The sequence below is a fragment of the Methanothermococcus jasoni genome (genome assembly GCF_049075655.1).
GTDB lineage: Archaea > AGJL01 > Methanococci > Methanococcales > Methanococcaceae > Methanofervidicoccus.
Genome location: NZ_CP157522.1, coordinates 1,319,021 through 1,333,715 on the forward strand (window position 1 = coordinate 1,319,021; position 14,695 = coordinate 1,333,715).

Here is a 14,695-nt window from a genome sequence, read left to right on the forward strand (position 1 = left end):
TTAATATATATGGCATATGTTCAAATTATTGGTTATTATCATTACCATTATTATTTTCCATTTCCATTCTTTCGAGCTCCTCCACTAGTAATGTAATAAATACTCCTACATCAGTGACTACTCCTATTGCCTGGGAGGTTCCCCTATCCATTAATTTTGTTACAGTATCTGAATTGATATCCACACATACGGTTTTTATGTATGATGGCATTAGATTTCCAGTAGCTATGGAATGTAATAATGTAGCCATCATAATTACCATTTTTTTATCGAGTATTGCTTCTCTCATCTTGTTTTGAGCATCGATAATATTTGGAATAACATCTGGAAGAGGTCCATCGTCCCTTATACTACCTGCAAGCACATAAGGAACATTATTTTTTACACACTCATACATAATTCCGCTTTTAAGTATGCCCTGTTCAACGGCATTTTTGATACTACCTGCCCTCATAATGGTATTTATGGCATATATGTGGTGCTTATGACCTCCAAGAACAGGTTTTCCAGTTTTTATATTCACTCCAAGGGAGGTTCCATATAAAACACTTTCCATATCATGAGTTGCAAGAGCATTTCCTGCAAGAAGTGCCTGAATATAACCCATTCTAATGAGTTTTGCGAGAGCAGGGCCCCCACCTGTGTGTATTACCGCAGGACCTGCTACAATAGCTATTCCCCCTTTCCCTGTTTTTTTGTATTCTTCTCTTATCTGATACATTTCTTTTGCTATTTTTCTTATAATTGCCTGTTTAGGCTTTTCAGCAGATACCTCAGAGTTCATAAATTCAAATAACTCCCCTTTTTCCCTTGGTCTCTCTGGCGGCATAACTCTAATACCCTTATGCCCTACAACAATTAAATCCCCCTTCTTAATGTCTCTCATAACCTTTGTTTCTGCCCTTTTTTCGTTGGGATAAACTACAATTACTGCGTCCATCTTTGGTTTTTCAACTTCTATCCATTCATTGTTGTATTTTATATATGTTGGATGGTTCGTTGTTGAATAAAATCCATCAGGTAAAACTTTGTCCTGTTCAGCTGGTTTTATCTCTACATTTTCAATTTCTGGAATTTCCGCCCCTATATTTTGCAGTTCTTCCAGTATCCTATCAAGATGAGCCTGATTTTTACCAATTACCAATAATTTTGCATAGGATGGGTCAGTCTTTCTTTTTCCTATATCAAACTCTAAAACCTTATAATCTCCATCGAGCTCCAAAATTGTATCAAATGCCTTTGGAAGTATTAAATTATCAATAATGTGCCCTCTTAATTCAATTTCCCTAGCAAACATAGAATCACCAAGTTTTTATTTTCTCCACCATATGACTAATATTGCAAATATTACAATATATTTTATAATATAAATGAGTAATGTTCCCTTTTAATCTCTGGAACATCTGCAAAACAATCGGAAGTTATTGAGTTTAGCATAAATCCATCCATACCTTTTAAATTAACTAAGAGACATCCCTTTATTGTGATGTTAATATTCGGAGCTCTCCTTCTCATCTCATCCACAAGTAAAAGAAGGTCCTTAATCTTTCCAACTTTATCAATATCTCCGACATTTTTTAAATCCATTAAATTTTTGTCATGCACGATTAATTGATGAATCATCATCTCTTTAACATCAGTGTTATTGTTTAGTATCTCTGCCAGCTCAATAAGTTCATTTTCATTAAAATTTGGAATATATATGCTCCTCACAATGGTGTGTATATATTTTGACGATAGTTTTATATTATTTAAAACCTTTTCGAAAGTATCTGAATTTGTAAGAATTTTATGAGTTTCAGGTTTTGAAGCACTTAAACTTATCATTACAATGTCAAGCCCCATTTCCTTAAATTCTTTTATTAACTCCTCATTTAAATTGACTCCATTTGTCTGTAAATCACACCTTAAATTTAGTGATTTTGTAAATTCTATTGCCTTTTTAACCTTATCAGGATAAGTAAGCGGCTCTCCATATTGACTAATTGTTATTCCAGTATGTCCTTTGGTGTCAGGATTATCAGGGTCAATCCCATAAATTCCTGATTTTATTTTTAATAATTTTGAATAACAAAATATACAATCATGTTCGCACTTTTGAGTTATTTCTATTGACGGGTGGTGGTGCGGATTTTTATTATTTAAATCAAGCCCTTCACAACCGATACAGTGTTTTGATACCTTTAAATTTTTCACAATAGACTCTAATTTATCGCAAATTTCATTTCTTAGAACAATTTTCAATATCTCACCTTAATCCAATAAGTGTTTTAAGATATGTCCAGTTTCTTTTTTTATTATATTCATTGCAGTTTTACAGGCGTTTAATGAACCGGGTAGTGCATATATTATTTTATTTCGGTAAATTCCAGCAGTTGCCCTTGAAAGAACTGTTGCATACCCTACCTCATTGTAGCTTAAATTGTGGAATACTATTTTAAATCCGTCGAGCTCCTTCTCAAATAACTCTCTCAACACATCGGGTGTGTTGTCCCTGTTTGATATTCCAGTTCCCCCAGTAATTACGATGCTATCTATGTCAAAAAAATCTATTATATGATTTATTAAACCTTTCAACATGTCTTTGTTATCGGGAATTAGTGCGTAATATTGAGCATTTAATTCATCCCTTAAATAATTCCCTGATTTATCATCAACATTCTTTCCAGATAGGAGCTCATTAAATCTACTATCACTTACAGTTATTACTGCATATTTTACATTTTCCAATCCTTTGTGCATAGTTTCACCTTTTTAAACATATGGATATATATTTATCAATGAAATTAGAGAAATTATAAAATAATAAAAATTATTTTTTTTTGATTATGGTTTATAGATATTTTACACGCCGTTTAAAACTGTTTAGTTTTTTGTGAGTGTATGGGAGCATTTAGTTTTCGAAATGTTTATATAGTATTTTCATGCATAGTTTATAGTGTCAATCTAATCAACCCCAAGACTTTCCTAAACCTCTTTTAAACATGTTAAAACATCCAACAAATTGTCGAATTGATGGGTGGAGCTGGGGTCCCCACGACAGGGGAGGAGACCGATGACATGCTCCCAATGAACCCAGAGGGATATAAGGTTGATGACGCCCAAGTCCAATATGGGCATTTACTCACCAACGCTTACATTGGACAGACCCCATATAATAATTTAACTTTAAAAAAACAAAATTATACTTTTGATGTAAAATAAAGATATGTAATATATATCATGTAAAAAAATATTTTTATAAGGTTATAGGATTACAACGTAATAAAACGCTTTATTTATTAATTATATATTATTTTCACAATTTTCATAATTATTCAATATCACAATGTCCTTCAAAATATTTTTTTAAATTTCTTCTTACTTCACCTATTGTATATCCCATTTTTATTGGTACATTATCCTCTCGGTTTAATATCTCAATTAAATGTGCCACCCTTGGAAGTCTCAAATTTGCTTTTCTAATTATTTCGCTGTCGTTAAATACCACCTTTGGTTCCCCTTCTTTTATTATTTGCCCTTCGCTCATAATATATACTTTATTTGCATATATTGGCACTAAATCAACATCATGGGTGGATATTATAATAGTAATACCCTTTTTATTTAAATTATATAATAATTTCATAATATGGGAAGCTCCAATTGGGTCCAATCCTGCTGTTGGTTCGTCCAATACAATTACTTCTGGTTCCATTGCCAAAATTCCTGCTATGGCCACTCTTTTTTTCTGCCCTCCGCTTAAATGGTGTGGTGGTTTATTTTCAAATTGTTCCATACCAACTGCCTTTAACGCCTCTTTTACTCTTTTTTCAACTTCTTCCTTGCTAAGTCCTAAATTTAAAGGTCCAAATGCCACATCCTGCTTCACTGTTGGGGCAAATAGCTGGTCGTCGGAATTCTGAAAGACTATTCCAACGGTTTTTCTAACTTCCAATAAGGATTTACTATTGTATTTTATTGGTTTTCCTTTAACTAATACATTCCCCTTATAGGGCTTTAATATGCCATTAAAATGTAAAAATAATGTACTCTTACCTGCACCATTGGGTCCCAAAAGTGCAACCATTTCTCCTTTTTCTGCTTTAAAATTTATTCCATTTAATGCCTCTGTTCCATCAGGATACTTATAATATAAATTTTCTACTTCAAGAATGCCCATTATTTCACCTGTTATTTTATTGGAATCAAACGCCAAATATAATTTGAAATCTTTTTAGTTAATTCATTAAGGATATTATCAATGTTTTTATTTTCAAATATTTGGTTAAAATTTTCAATATTATCAAATTTTACTTCAATATTTTCATTGTTATTAGATGATTTTATTTTTACAACAACAAAATCGTTATTTAAATGTAAATTTATATATCCGTATATTTCACTAAGAAGAAAATTAAAACCTTTTTCTACATTATCAACGCCTGTGCTTGAATATAAATCGTAATGAACATTTCTATGGCATTCCCTACATAATGTTATTAAATTATCAAAATTATTATTCTTTGAATTTTTATCAATGTGATGTATTTCTAAATAAGAATATCCACACTTATCACATTTATATTGGTTTTCTAAAATTAGATTGTCTTTCACATCCTCAGAAACAATCCTAAATTCTGATTCTACATCTTTCTCAATCTCTTCCATAGTCATTTTAGCAAGTTTATAGGATAAAACATATTTTAGTCTCCGTAATACTGCATCTTTTATAAAATCCTCGTCATAAATCAACATATTTTCTGATTTTGAATATATTGTAATAACTAATTTACCCTCTGAAATTTTTTGAATAGTTGTAAAAAGGAAATTATCGTATTCATCAATCTTATCGGAAATATGGGTCCTATAATGGCATTGTTTGCATAGTATTTTAAAACTTCCATTTTTTGAAATGTGTATTTGCAAATATTCATGTTCGCATATATTGCATTTATATCCATCCCTTTCTAAAATTTTTTTTCTAATTCTGGAAGGAAGTCCTTTATTTTTTACATTGCTCATGATACCCCATATTCTAAATTATTATTTAAACTAGTTTAAAATCCTTTGTTATATATGCTAATGTTATCAATATTATTTCAAACAGCCCCATCATTAATAAATATTTCAACTCAGGATTTTCTATGTTTCCAAGTATTTTTAAATCTCCATTATATCCCCGTGAGCTCATAGTTATAAATAATGTTTCTCCCCTATCCCATGTTCTTATAAACAGATTTGATGCAAGTAGTCCAAGTGATTTATAAGTTGTTTTTAAATTTCTATATCCTAATCTAGTTTTTTGGGCATTCTCCGTTCTAATCATTTCCTCCAATAAAACAAACACATATCTATACATCATCATAGCAATATCCAACATGGCATTTGGAACCCTCATCTCCTTCAATACATAAAAGAGCTCAGTCATAGGGGTGGTTAATGTCAAAAATAATGTTGAAGCCACGCCACCAAGCATCCTACTAAATACCAACAATCCGAGCTCAGCCCCATACCTATACAATGAAATATCAAAACCAAATAAATTTAATGAAAATAATGCATCCCCCTGACCATATATGAATGCCATAAGAATTACTGTGATTAATCCAAATCCAATCGGAGCTCCCATGAATTTTAAATAAATGTTTTTTGGAACTTTTGCCTTAAACAGTGTTAAATAAACCATTATAGATGCAATAATAAGGGGAACAATAACCGATTTAGAAAAAACACAAATCAACAATGTAGATATTGAAAATATTACCTTCAATTTTGGATTTACATGCCTTAATTTGTTGTAATGTGCTATATTGTCAATAATATTTTGTAGCAAAACCTTCACCTGTAAATTTTAAATTTTAATAATGGTAAAACAAATATAAAAAAGAAATAATTAAAAAAATAATTATAGTGTGGGTCATATTACACCCTAACCTCTAAGACTTTCATATAAGGATAACCTCTGGTAATTAGATTATATAATGCTAAAACCTGTGCAGAAGCCACTGCACAGAAGCAGAATATTTTTTTACGAACATAACCCTTAACATTTGTCCAATACTTATTCATAAATCTATTCTTTAATATCGAATTGGTATGTTCTATTTTAACTCTTATCTTAGAGACTTCTTTCGGAAGTTTCTTTTTGTTTTTCTTACCTAATCTCCGTGGATTATGGGCAGTTATTAGTTCGTTTTGGTATAACTCCTTAGCTTTTTTTTAAATCTTTTGAATCATAGCCCGCATCTGCGCAGGATTTTTTGGTAGATACTAACAATTTATCAGCCACTTTAACGTCATGAGTATTTGCCGCGGTAAATTCTGCTCTCAATGGTATTCCTCGCTTATCCACTGCTAAGTGTAATTTAAAGCCTTTGAATATCCCTTCACTATTGTATCCTATTTTTCCATCTTTGTCCATTTCATCCCTTATTGGAGTACTATCATATATTGACCATTCAGGATTATTCAGTTCAATATATTTATCACCTAATAAAGTAATTATTGCATGCAATTCTTCATCAAGGGATTTTTTCCATCTATCGATGGTTCTCCTACCAGGACAAGATTTAAATCCCAATGTTTTTAAAATCTGAGGATTATTTTGTAAGTGTAATACTAACGCTCTATTTGAGTGTATGCCTTTTAAAAAGGCATACACTAATAGTTTAAGCCTCAACTCTAAATTATATCCTTTCCTCCCTACCTTTCTTCGTTTAGGGATTCTATTAATTAAATCTGATGTAATTATCTTATTTACCACTTCCTCAGCCTTCATAATATCGTCTTTTTTATAATATTATATTTAGTATAGGTTATATATTTTGACCCATACTAAAATAATTATATTATGCAGAATATACTTTTCTAGCTTTGAAGTAGCCTATATAGTATCCAATAATTATAGCACCAATTGCAGCCTGTAATGCGAACAATAAACTTTCAATTTCCCCACTTGGTGGTTCCCATATTGGATGGAACCATGGATGATAGTTAGGATTCATCTCTTCAATTGCTTCTCCTCCCGCATCATCTGAACCTCCAAAATAACCATCATGCTCACCATGTCCCGCATACATTACAAGGGGTGCCACTGTTAAAATAATTACACCCAATATCATTGCTATGTGTTTTCCTTCCATTATTCAGCACCTCCACTTGGTACTGCTGAGTAATTAGGAACTTCGCTTTCATCGATTACTCCTAATTTCAAAAGTATATCAGGTCTTAATTCTTTAATTTTATCCCACAACAATGCTGTTAATAAACCTTCTGCTATTGCAAGTGGAACTTGTGTGACTGCATATATTCCTAAAAATACCGTCAATGTGTGTATTGGGTCTGAACCTGGAAATGCCAGTGTAAGTTGAACTGCTGTGGTAATGTAAGTTACCCAGTCTGCAATAATTGCCACTATCATTACAACCCATGTTGAGTTCATTTTTCCCTTTAAAGCTTTCCATACTAACCATCCTGCAAATGGACCCATTATACCCATTGAGAATATATTGGCTCCAAGTGTGGTTATACCACCATGTGCTAACAATGTAGCTTGGAATATTAAAACAATAGTTGCTAACACTGAAGTAACTGCTGGACCAAATAAAACTGCACCAAATCCATTTCCGCAAGGGTGGGAACAGCTTCCCGTTACAGAAGGCATTTTTAAGGAACTCAGTATAAACATAAATGCCCCCGCAACTGCTATCAATGGTTTTGCCTCTGGATTTTCTTTAAATATTTTATTCAATTGCATAATACCATATGCCACTACTGTACCAGATATTACAAACCAAATTCCACACCACATTGGTGGTAGGAACCCTTCCATTATGTGCAAGATATCACCTCACGGCATATATAAAATCCATATGTTATTAAAGTATAGTTAAAAAATATACATTTTCCTTTAATTAATCTAATATATAAATTTAACTATTTTTTATTGATGTTAAAATTATGTTTATATGTATTATTAAATAATTTAAGTATATCAAAATAAAACTGTGAGAACATGAATAGGAAATTGGCAAAATATTATGATAACCTGGCAAAAGAATATAATAAGCTGTATTATGGGAGTAAATTGAAGTGGATGAGAGAAATAGAAAATATAGTGATGGAAAATGAAATTAAAAGGGATTATTTAGTTCTTGATATTGGATGCGGAACAGGTGAGCAGTTGCAAAAATTGAATAATAATCCTGCCATAGGTCTCGATATATCCATAGAAATGGCAAAAATAGCACACAGTAAAACAAATAAATTCGTTGTAGTGGGGGATGCCGAAAACCTCCCATTTAAAAGTAAAACCTTTGACTGTGTAATATCATTTTTCGGAGCTCTGAATCATGTGCAATTGAACCGAGCTCTGAAAGAGATAAGACGAGTTTTAAAAGATGATGGGATTTTAATATTTACCGTTGCAAATGTCTATGATATAAGATGGATACTTAAAACCCTAAGGCGAAAAGGAATAAAAAGCACAAAAAAAGCTGTTAAAAATAAAAAAGGGGAGATTGTAAAGTTCATAGATGGAAAAAGAATAAAGGTAAAAACAAAATTTTATGATTTAAATGATATTGAAAATGCACTGAATAAGTATGATTTTCATATAAACTACACATTTGGAACAAATATTACAAATTCATTTATAGACAAATTCATTTATAAAAGCTTTTTAAAGAACTTTGGATGCTATATCGGAGTTGTTGCAAAGAAAATTAATTTAACTGACAGTGTGATTATGATATTCCTTTCTTTATTAGTTCTTTACCACACTTTTTAACGATTTCATAAAACGATAATCCATAGTTGTAGCTTAAGTATTCGATGCAGTTTGATACTACCGCCATAAATCTAATGAATCCAATATTACTCTTTTCAGAAGTTATGTAATTCCCTTCAACTTCTAAAATCGATTTATCCCTTTTATGTTTTTCTTCTATCTTTGGTCTCTTCATATACTCGATTATAATGTTCTCCGCCTTCTTTTTATAGTTTGTAGAGACTAAATACTTAGGTTTTTTCTGATTTTCCATTTGCACAGCAACGATTTTAACCTTGCCAACATTTGGAATATTCACAATCCTATCGGATAATTTGAACTCTATTCCATTAATCGTCCTTAATTTGAACTTTCTTTTTTGAAAATCCTTTTCGAACAATTCTTCCACTTTAACCTTCTTACTGAAAAACTCGATTATAATGTTTTTCCTAAGTTTGCCAATGTATTCGATTCCCAATCCCTTACATCCCTTTAGAATTTTCTTTGTTGTGATAAAACTGTCCCCTATAACCGTCCTGATGTTAGTTTGAGATAAAAATTCAATGATTTCAATAAATATGTTTGTGGATTTTTTGTCGAGTGGTTTTATCGTAGTGTGAATAGTATAAAGCCCTTTTTTTTGTGATAGATACAGCAGTTTATTTGCTCTTGATATAGTTTGCTATGATTTTCGATGTAATTGTATCTAATACTACAACCATAAATATTTTCACTCCATCTTCTTAATAATGTTGAATCGATTATTGCAGCGTATTTAAATCTATTGTCATTCAAAATGTCGGGAAGGTTTAATAATTGAGCGTATAAGTAAAACTCTTCTTCGAAGAGTTTTTGCAAGTTTTTAACGATAGTTGTTCTGTGGATTTTTGAAATACTTTCTGAAAATGCTTTAATAGTTTTTATCGGCGTTAACGTTCTAACCAATGCAAACTTAGATAATTCTTCCGAACAGTTAAATCCTAAACTATTTATAGAATTAGTGAGCATATTACTTAATGTCTTTAGCATGCTGAATTCACCGTTTTTTAATGAGATATTTAACTACTACCTATTTCTATTTTTTGATTTTAAAGATGGTATTGTTAATTCACACTGTCAGAATTTAAGTTAATGTTTTTGTATTTGGTTCTTTATGGTTATTTGGAGTAAGTTAAACATCCACAAAATAAAATTAAAAGTAAAAAAATAGAAAAAAAGTTTTTATTTTTTCGTCATTCTTAACGTTATTAATGGAATTGCTATTAATGTTAATATTATTGCTCCTAAAGGGGTTGGGGATTTTGTTATTTGTGTTGGGGTTGGTGTATCTGGTGCATTATATTTTATAATTAATGTCATGTTAAGAGTACTAGGATAATGTGGATAAACAGTACCGTACCTAAAGGTTATCTTACCATTCTTTAGTACTCTATTTTTATCTAAGTTATAGGTATTTATCTTATTTATAGGATCACCTATTCCCCCTATTAAAAAATTATAATCCCAGGAATCAGGATAATAAAACATTATTATATCAGTACAATATGCCTTTAATGTTATACTTGTTATATTACTTGAATTTATATTTGGTGGTATATTGTAAGAAAATGAATATACCGCCGAATCAGTAATCTGTTCGGATGTTGAATAAATCAGTGTCTTTTCTTCCCCATAAACTACTCCACTTAAAAGAAAAATACATAAGAAAGTAAAAAATAATCTTTTCATAATTTCACCATTTTTAATATCATACATGAAAAAAACATTATCCAAAAACCATATATTTATTTATTTATTTATTTATTTTACAACTTTGAATATTTAAATTAATAAATAAAATTTTCAAAAATTAAACTTTTAGCATTCATTTTTATCATAAAATAAACCCATAACTCATACATTTCATATATAATTTAAAAAGAAAAACAATATAAAAATAATTATTCGTTTGTAATATATCCTTTAACAGCACTCTTTGCCGCAATTGCTGGGGATGCTAAATATATTTCAGCATTTACATTGCCCATTCTTCCTTTAAAGTTTCTGTTTGTTGTAGCTAAACATACTTCACCATCTGCAAGAACTCCCTGGTGAGCTCCTAAACATGGACCACATCCCGGTGTGCATATGAGAGCTCCGGCATCAACAAAAATATCAATCAAACCTTCATTCAATGCCTGTTTAAATATTGATTTTGATGCAGGAATTACAATCAGTCTTACGTCTTTATGAACCTTTTTTCCCTTCAAATACTTTGCCGCAATTCTTAAATCATTTAATCTTCCATTTGTGCAGGAGCCAATAAACACCTGGTCGATATGTGTTCCATTTACTTCTGAAACTGGTTTAACATTATCTGGATGGTGCGGGCAGGCAATCTGCTCTTCCATATCGGTTATATCTATATCTATTACCTTATAATAATCCTCTTCTTTTTCATTTACTGTAATTCTGTTCTGTTTTAAATTCAATAGTTCCTTTTCACTAATTCTATTTTTTAGGTAGCTATATGTTGTTTCATCTGCCTCGATTAGCCCGGCCTTTCCACCCATCTCAATAGCCATGTTGCTTAAAACCATCCTGTCTTCCATATCTAAATTTTTAATGGCTTCTCCACCGTATTCAAGAGCCATGTATGTGGCTCCTCTTCTTCCAACCTCTTTACAGATTCTTAAAATAATGTCCTTTCCGGTGATTTTCTCATTTTTTCCATTTACATTTACTCTAATTGTTTTTGGAACCTTCATCCATGTTTTTCCTGTTGCAAATATATACCCCATATCTGTTGCTCCAAATCCTGTGGAAAATGCCCCAAATGCTCCATAAGTGCATGTATGACTATCTCCTCCTGCGATTACCATGTTTGGCTTTACATGTCCTTTTTCAGGAAGAACCTGATGGCAAACTCCTTCGCCTTCAAAATAATAATGTTTTATATTCTGCTCTTTTATAAATTCTCTTGTTATTTTCTGCATGTTTGCAGCTTTTGATGTGTTTGCTGGAACATTGTGGTCAAAAACTATCACTATTTTTTCGTTATCCCAGACTTTATCTGTTATCTGTCTAAATGCCTTTGCTGATAATGGTGTTGTTCCATCATGTGTCATAGCTAAATCGATGCCTACTTCTATTGTATCTCCTGCATAAACTTTTTTTCCTAATTTTTTTGATAAAATTTCCTCTGCTAATGTCATATTTTTCCTCTGTTTTAAATTTACTAATAATACAAATCATCAATAAAAAAGCATAATGAATCATAGCAAAATAAGACAACAATATATAAAAATATTATTTATAAATTTTTGTAAAAATTAGTATAATTTAGTATATATATGAATTTTCATCATCTAATCTATTTGGATTTATTTCAACAAGTATTTCTCCATCTTTAAATACTCTAACTATTCCACCACTTTCAGAAACTGTAATGGCTATTGCATCGGTATGTTTTGAGATAGCCGCAGCTGCATAATGCCGAGCTCCGAGACCTAATGGGAGATTCAAATTACCGCCAATACATTCTATGTATCTTCCAGCAGACTTTACCTCTCCTTTTTCAGTGATTATAAATGCACCATCTATTGTGGAGAGCTCCTTTATTGTTCCTTTAACCTTTTTATCAAATATTATTGCATTATGGCCCTCAAATGGATTCAATATCAACTGACTTGACATTTTAAGCACTTTTTCAGTATCCCCTATGACAAATATGGTTCCTACGGGTTTCCCTTCTCTACCTTCCACAGCGAGCTCCATGGCAATATCCAATATTTCATTAATAATCAATCCTTCAATTTTTTTTATGGAGTTTATAAACTGATAAAACTTCAATATTGGACTGTAATTATTTACTTCAATTAGGGATATTGTGTCTGTTCCACCAGAGACTTTTGGAAGTCCCAATATAGCTACTATTAAATCCCCTTTTTTTATAAGGTTATTTTCAAATAATTTTATGATTGCCTGTTTTGTCATTGTGGTTTTGTATTTATTCCGATAATTCATCAATATAGGTATTATCCTTTTTTCATTTTTAAGATTAAAGTAGGTATCTTCATTTGGCGTAGATACTATTATTTTTAAATCACTCCCAGTGAAGTCTTTTTTACAATTTTCTCCATTATGTGTATTACTATTAGATTCAATTCCTGCCTGAGAATCCTCAATGGATTCTAAATATTCTTTAAATATATTGTATGTTTTACCTGTTTCTGTAAATATCAAAAATATATCTGCATTTACATCGATAGCTAATTTATATCCATATTTTAAAATTGATTTAATCCTATCCATCGAGCCACCAATTATATTAATAATTTAGTAATTGATAATTTAATAATTTTTATTATTATTTTTATTTTATTATAAATCCTCCACAAGAGAAGAAGCGAAATAAGGATTACCTACACAATGTTGATGGGCATAACCTCCAAGAACTCTTCCATCGTTGGATAGTATGCCATCCATATTATTTATTATACCTCTTCCCCTATTTATTTTATATGCAAATAATTTTTCTTTTATGTTTATTAACTTTGAATAATGGAATTCATGGGCTTTAAATTCACATTCTTTTTTTCCAGTTGGACAGTTATGCATGAATGTTCCCCTAACATAACTTAACCCCTGAACATTCTCAGTCATTATGGAATCACAATTTAATACTTTTAACATTTCAATGCCATTTATGGAATTGGTTAAATACATCAATCCTCCGCATTCTCCGTAGATTTTACCATCGAAGTTTCTTATTGATTCAATCATTGATTTGTTTTTATTCAATTCATTTGCAAAAATTTCTGGATAGCCTCCCCCAAAATAAAGAACATCACAATTGGGAATGCATTCATCATTCAATGGGCTGAAAAATTTAAGTTTTGCTCCATTTTCTTCCAACGCATCGAAGTTATCCCAATAATAAAAATTAAATACTTCGTCATATGCTACCCCAATGGTGCATTTATTTTTATGTATATTCCAGAGTGTGCGGTTTTCATCATCGATACTTTCAATGGCTTCATTATCATTATTAAACTCATTATTTTCACTTATTTCGACGATTTTATCCAAATCAAGATATTCTTCAACGACATGCCCCCACATGTCTATATTTTTATTAAGATTATCCCTATTTTCAGGCGTTGGAACAAGCCCTAAGTGTCTCTGAGATACTTCAAGCTTTTCATCTCTTGGGATTGCTCCAATTATTTCTATATCTGGAACATAGTAATTTACAGCATCCTTTAATTTTTTGTAGTGCTTTTCCCCTCTTATTTTGTTAAATATAACTCCCTGAATATCCACATTTTCATCAAAACTTTTAAATCCTTTTATGACTGCGGCTGCACTTCTAGTTAAACTCCTTGCGTCCATTATTAATATCACAGGAGTATTTAATGATTTTGAAACTGATGCAGTGCTTCCTACATCATTATATGGGGATATCCCCTCATACAATCCTCTGACCCCCTCTATGATGCTTATATCTTTATTTTTAGAATTTCTTTTAAACAGTTCTTTAATCTGATAATTTTCCATAAAAAATGAATCTAAGTTTCTACTACGGTTTCCTGTGGCTGATGTATGGTATGTGGGGTCAATATAATCAGGACCTATTTTGTAAGGCTGGATATTGTATTTTTTTGAAAGTGCCTTCATTATTCCTGTTGATATGGTGGTCTTTCCGACCATTGAAGAAGTTCCAGCTAACACGACTCTCCTAAGGTTTTTCATAATTTCCCTTTTTGATATTTTTAATATAATACTATCCAAATTTGATAGGTTTTAGTCTCTATTTCTATTAAATGATTTTTATAGTTTATTATTTTTTATTCAACGAGATGGTATCACATATTTTTTAGAAATTAAAATTAATTTAAGATTTTAAGATTTTCCAAATAACATTTAATATATATTAAAAATTATATATTATACGTGCTGTATTAA

18 protein-coding genes are annotated in these 14,695 nt (G+C 30.9%); 2 read left to right on the forward strand and 16 right to left on the reverse strand.

The features are described 5' to 3' along the window. Positions 1-25 precede the first annotated feature (25 nt). From Mjas_RS06985 to Mjas_RS06995, 3 genes are all read right to left on the reverse strand, one after another. Complete coding sequence (locus tag Mjas_RS06985; RefSeq protein ID WP_421077450.1) at positions 26-1,297, reverse strand: TIGR00300 family protein; 1,272 nt, start codon at positions 1,295-1,297, stop codon at positions 26-28. 62 nt (positions 1,298-1,359) lie between these two features. Beyond that, a complete protein-coding gene (locus tag Mjas_RS06990) occupies positions 1,360-2,244 on the reverse strand; it encodes a radical SAM protein (RefSeq protein WP_421077451.1) in 885 nt (294 codons plus the stop codon). 9 nt (positions 2,245-2,253) lie between these two features. Continuing rightward, on the reverse strand, positions 2,254-2,742 hold the full coding sequence (locus Mjas_RS06995) for a MogA/MoaB family molybdenum cofactor biosynthesis protein (protein WP_421077452.1): 489 nt from the start codon (positions 2,740-2,742) through the stop codon (positions 2,254-2,256). A gap of 273 nt (positions 2,743-3,015) precedes the next feature. Between Mjas_RS06995 and Mjas_RS07000 the strand changes: the two genes are divergently transcribed. Next, a complete protein-coding gene (locus tag Mjas_RS07000) occupies positions 3,016-3,204 on the forward strand; it encodes a hypothetical protein (protein WP_421077453.1) in 189 nt (62 codons plus the stop codon). A 109-nt stretch (positions 3,205-3,313) separates the two neighbouring features. On the opposite strand, the gene Mjas_RS07005 is transcribed toward Mjas_RS07000, so the two are convergent. From Mjas_RS07005 to Mjas_RS07035, 7 genes are all read right to left on the reverse strand, one after another. Beyond that, positions 3,314-4,162: an ATP-binding cassette domain-containing protein gene (locus tag Mjas_RS07005; protein WP_421077454.1), complete on the reverse strand. Its 849-nt coding sequence runs from the start codon at positions 4,160-4,162 to the stop codon at positions 3,314-3,316. Positions 4,163-4,173: 11 nt separating this feature from the next. Then, the gene (locus tag Mjas_RS07010; protein WP_421077455.1) at positions 4,174-5,004 is read right to left on the reverse strand and encodes an HNH endonuclease; all 831 of its coding nucleotides are present in this window, start codon (positions 5,002-5,004) and stop codon (positions 4,174-4,176) included. A gap of 25 nt (positions 5,005-5,029) precedes the next feature. Beyond that, positions 5,030-5,815, reverse strand: a complete 786-nt coding sequence (gene cbiQ, locus Mjas_RS07015) for a cobalt ECF transporter T component CbiQ (RefSeq protein ID WP_421077456.1) — start codon at positions 5,813-5,815, stop codon at positions 5,030-5,032. 89 nt (positions 5,816-5,904) lie between these two features. Beyond that, positions 5,905-6,051 (reverse strand): hypothetical protein, encoded by a 147-nt coding sequence (locus Mjas_RS07020; protein ID WP_421077323.1) that lies wholly within the window; start codon positions 6,049-6,051, stop codon positions 5,905-5,907. Between the two features lie 139 nt (positions 6,052-6,190). Further along, a complete protein-coding gene (locus Mjas_RS07025) occupies positions 6,191-6,760 on the reverse strand; it encodes a transposase (protein ID WP_421077322.1) in 570 nt (189 codons plus the stop codon). A gap of 70 nt (positions 6,761-6,830) precedes the next feature. Then, the gene (locus Mjas_RS07030; RefSeq protein ID WP_421077457.1) at positions 6,831-7,124 is read right to left on the reverse strand and encodes an energy-coupling factor ABC transporter substrate-binding protein; all 294 of its coding nucleotides are present in this window, start codon (positions 7,122-7,124) and stop codon (positions 6,831-6,833) included. After that, a complete protein-coding gene (locus Mjas_RS07035) occupies positions 7,124-7,822 on the reverse strand; it encodes an energy-coupling factor ABC transporter permease (protein WP_421077458.1) in 699 nt (232 codons plus the stop codon). The genes Mjas_RS07030 and Mjas_RS07035 overlap by 1 nt, the downstream gene beginning before the upstream one ends. 174 nt (positions 7,823-7,996) lie before the next feature. Between Mjas_RS07035 and Mjas_RS07040 the strand changes: the two genes are divergently transcribed. Continuing rightward, positions 7,997-8,770, forward strand: a complete 774-nt coding sequence (locus tag Mjas_RS07040; RefSeq protein ID WP_421077459.1) for a class I SAM-dependent methyltransferase — start codon at positions 7,997-7,999, stop codon at positions 8,768-8,770. On the opposite strand, the gene Mjas_RS07045 is transcribed toward Mjas_RS07040, so the two are convergent. The 6 genes from Mjas_RS07045 to cfbB all read right to left on the reverse strand — a co-directional run bounded on the left by Mjas_RS07045 (position 8,727) and on the right by cfbB (position 14,482). Further along, a complete protein-coding gene (locus Mjas_RS07045; protein ID WP_421078600.1) occupies positions 8,727-9,425 on the reverse strand; it encodes a hypothetical protein in 699 nt (232 codons plus the stop codon). The genes Mjas_RS07040 and Mjas_RS07045 overlap by 44 nt on opposite strands. Beyond that, the gene (locus Mjas_RS07050) at positions 9,356-9,778 is read right to left on the reverse strand and encodes a hypothetical protein (protein WP_421077233.1); all 423 of its coding nucleotides are present in this window, start codon (positions 9,776-9,778) and stop codon (positions 9,356-9,358) included. The genes Mjas_RS07045 and Mjas_RS07050 overlap by 70 nt, the downstream gene beginning before the upstream one ends. A 192-nt stretch (positions 9,779-9,970) precedes the next feature. Next, positions 9,971-10,477 carry a hypothetical protein gene (locus tag Mjas_RS07055; protein ID WP_421077460.1) on the reverse strand — a complete coding sequence of 169 codons (507 nt, stop codon included), beginning with the start codon at positions 10,475-10,477 and terminating at the stop codon, positions 9,971-9,973. 212 nt (positions 10,478-10,689) lie between these two features. Beyond that, entirely contained in the window at positions 10,690-11,943 is a 1,254-nt protein-coding gene (gene hacA, locus Mjas_RS07060; RefSeq protein WP_421077461.1) for a homoaconitase large subunit, read from the reverse strand. Positions 11,944-12,070: 127 nt separating this feature from the next. Next, on the reverse strand, positions 12,071-13,042 hold the full coding sequence (locus Mjas_RS07065) for a diadenylate cyclase (protein ID WP_421077462.1): 972 nt from the start codon (positions 13,040-13,042) through the stop codon (positions 12,071-12,073). A gap of 69 nt (positions 13,043-13,111) precedes the next feature. Continuing rightward, entirely contained in the window at positions 13,112-14,482 is a 1,371-nt protein-coding gene (cfbB, locus tag Mjas_RS07070) for a Ni-sirohydrochlorin a,c-diamide synthase (RefSeq protein ID WP_421077463.1), read from the reverse strand. Positions 14,483-14,695 lie beyond the last annotated feature (213 nt).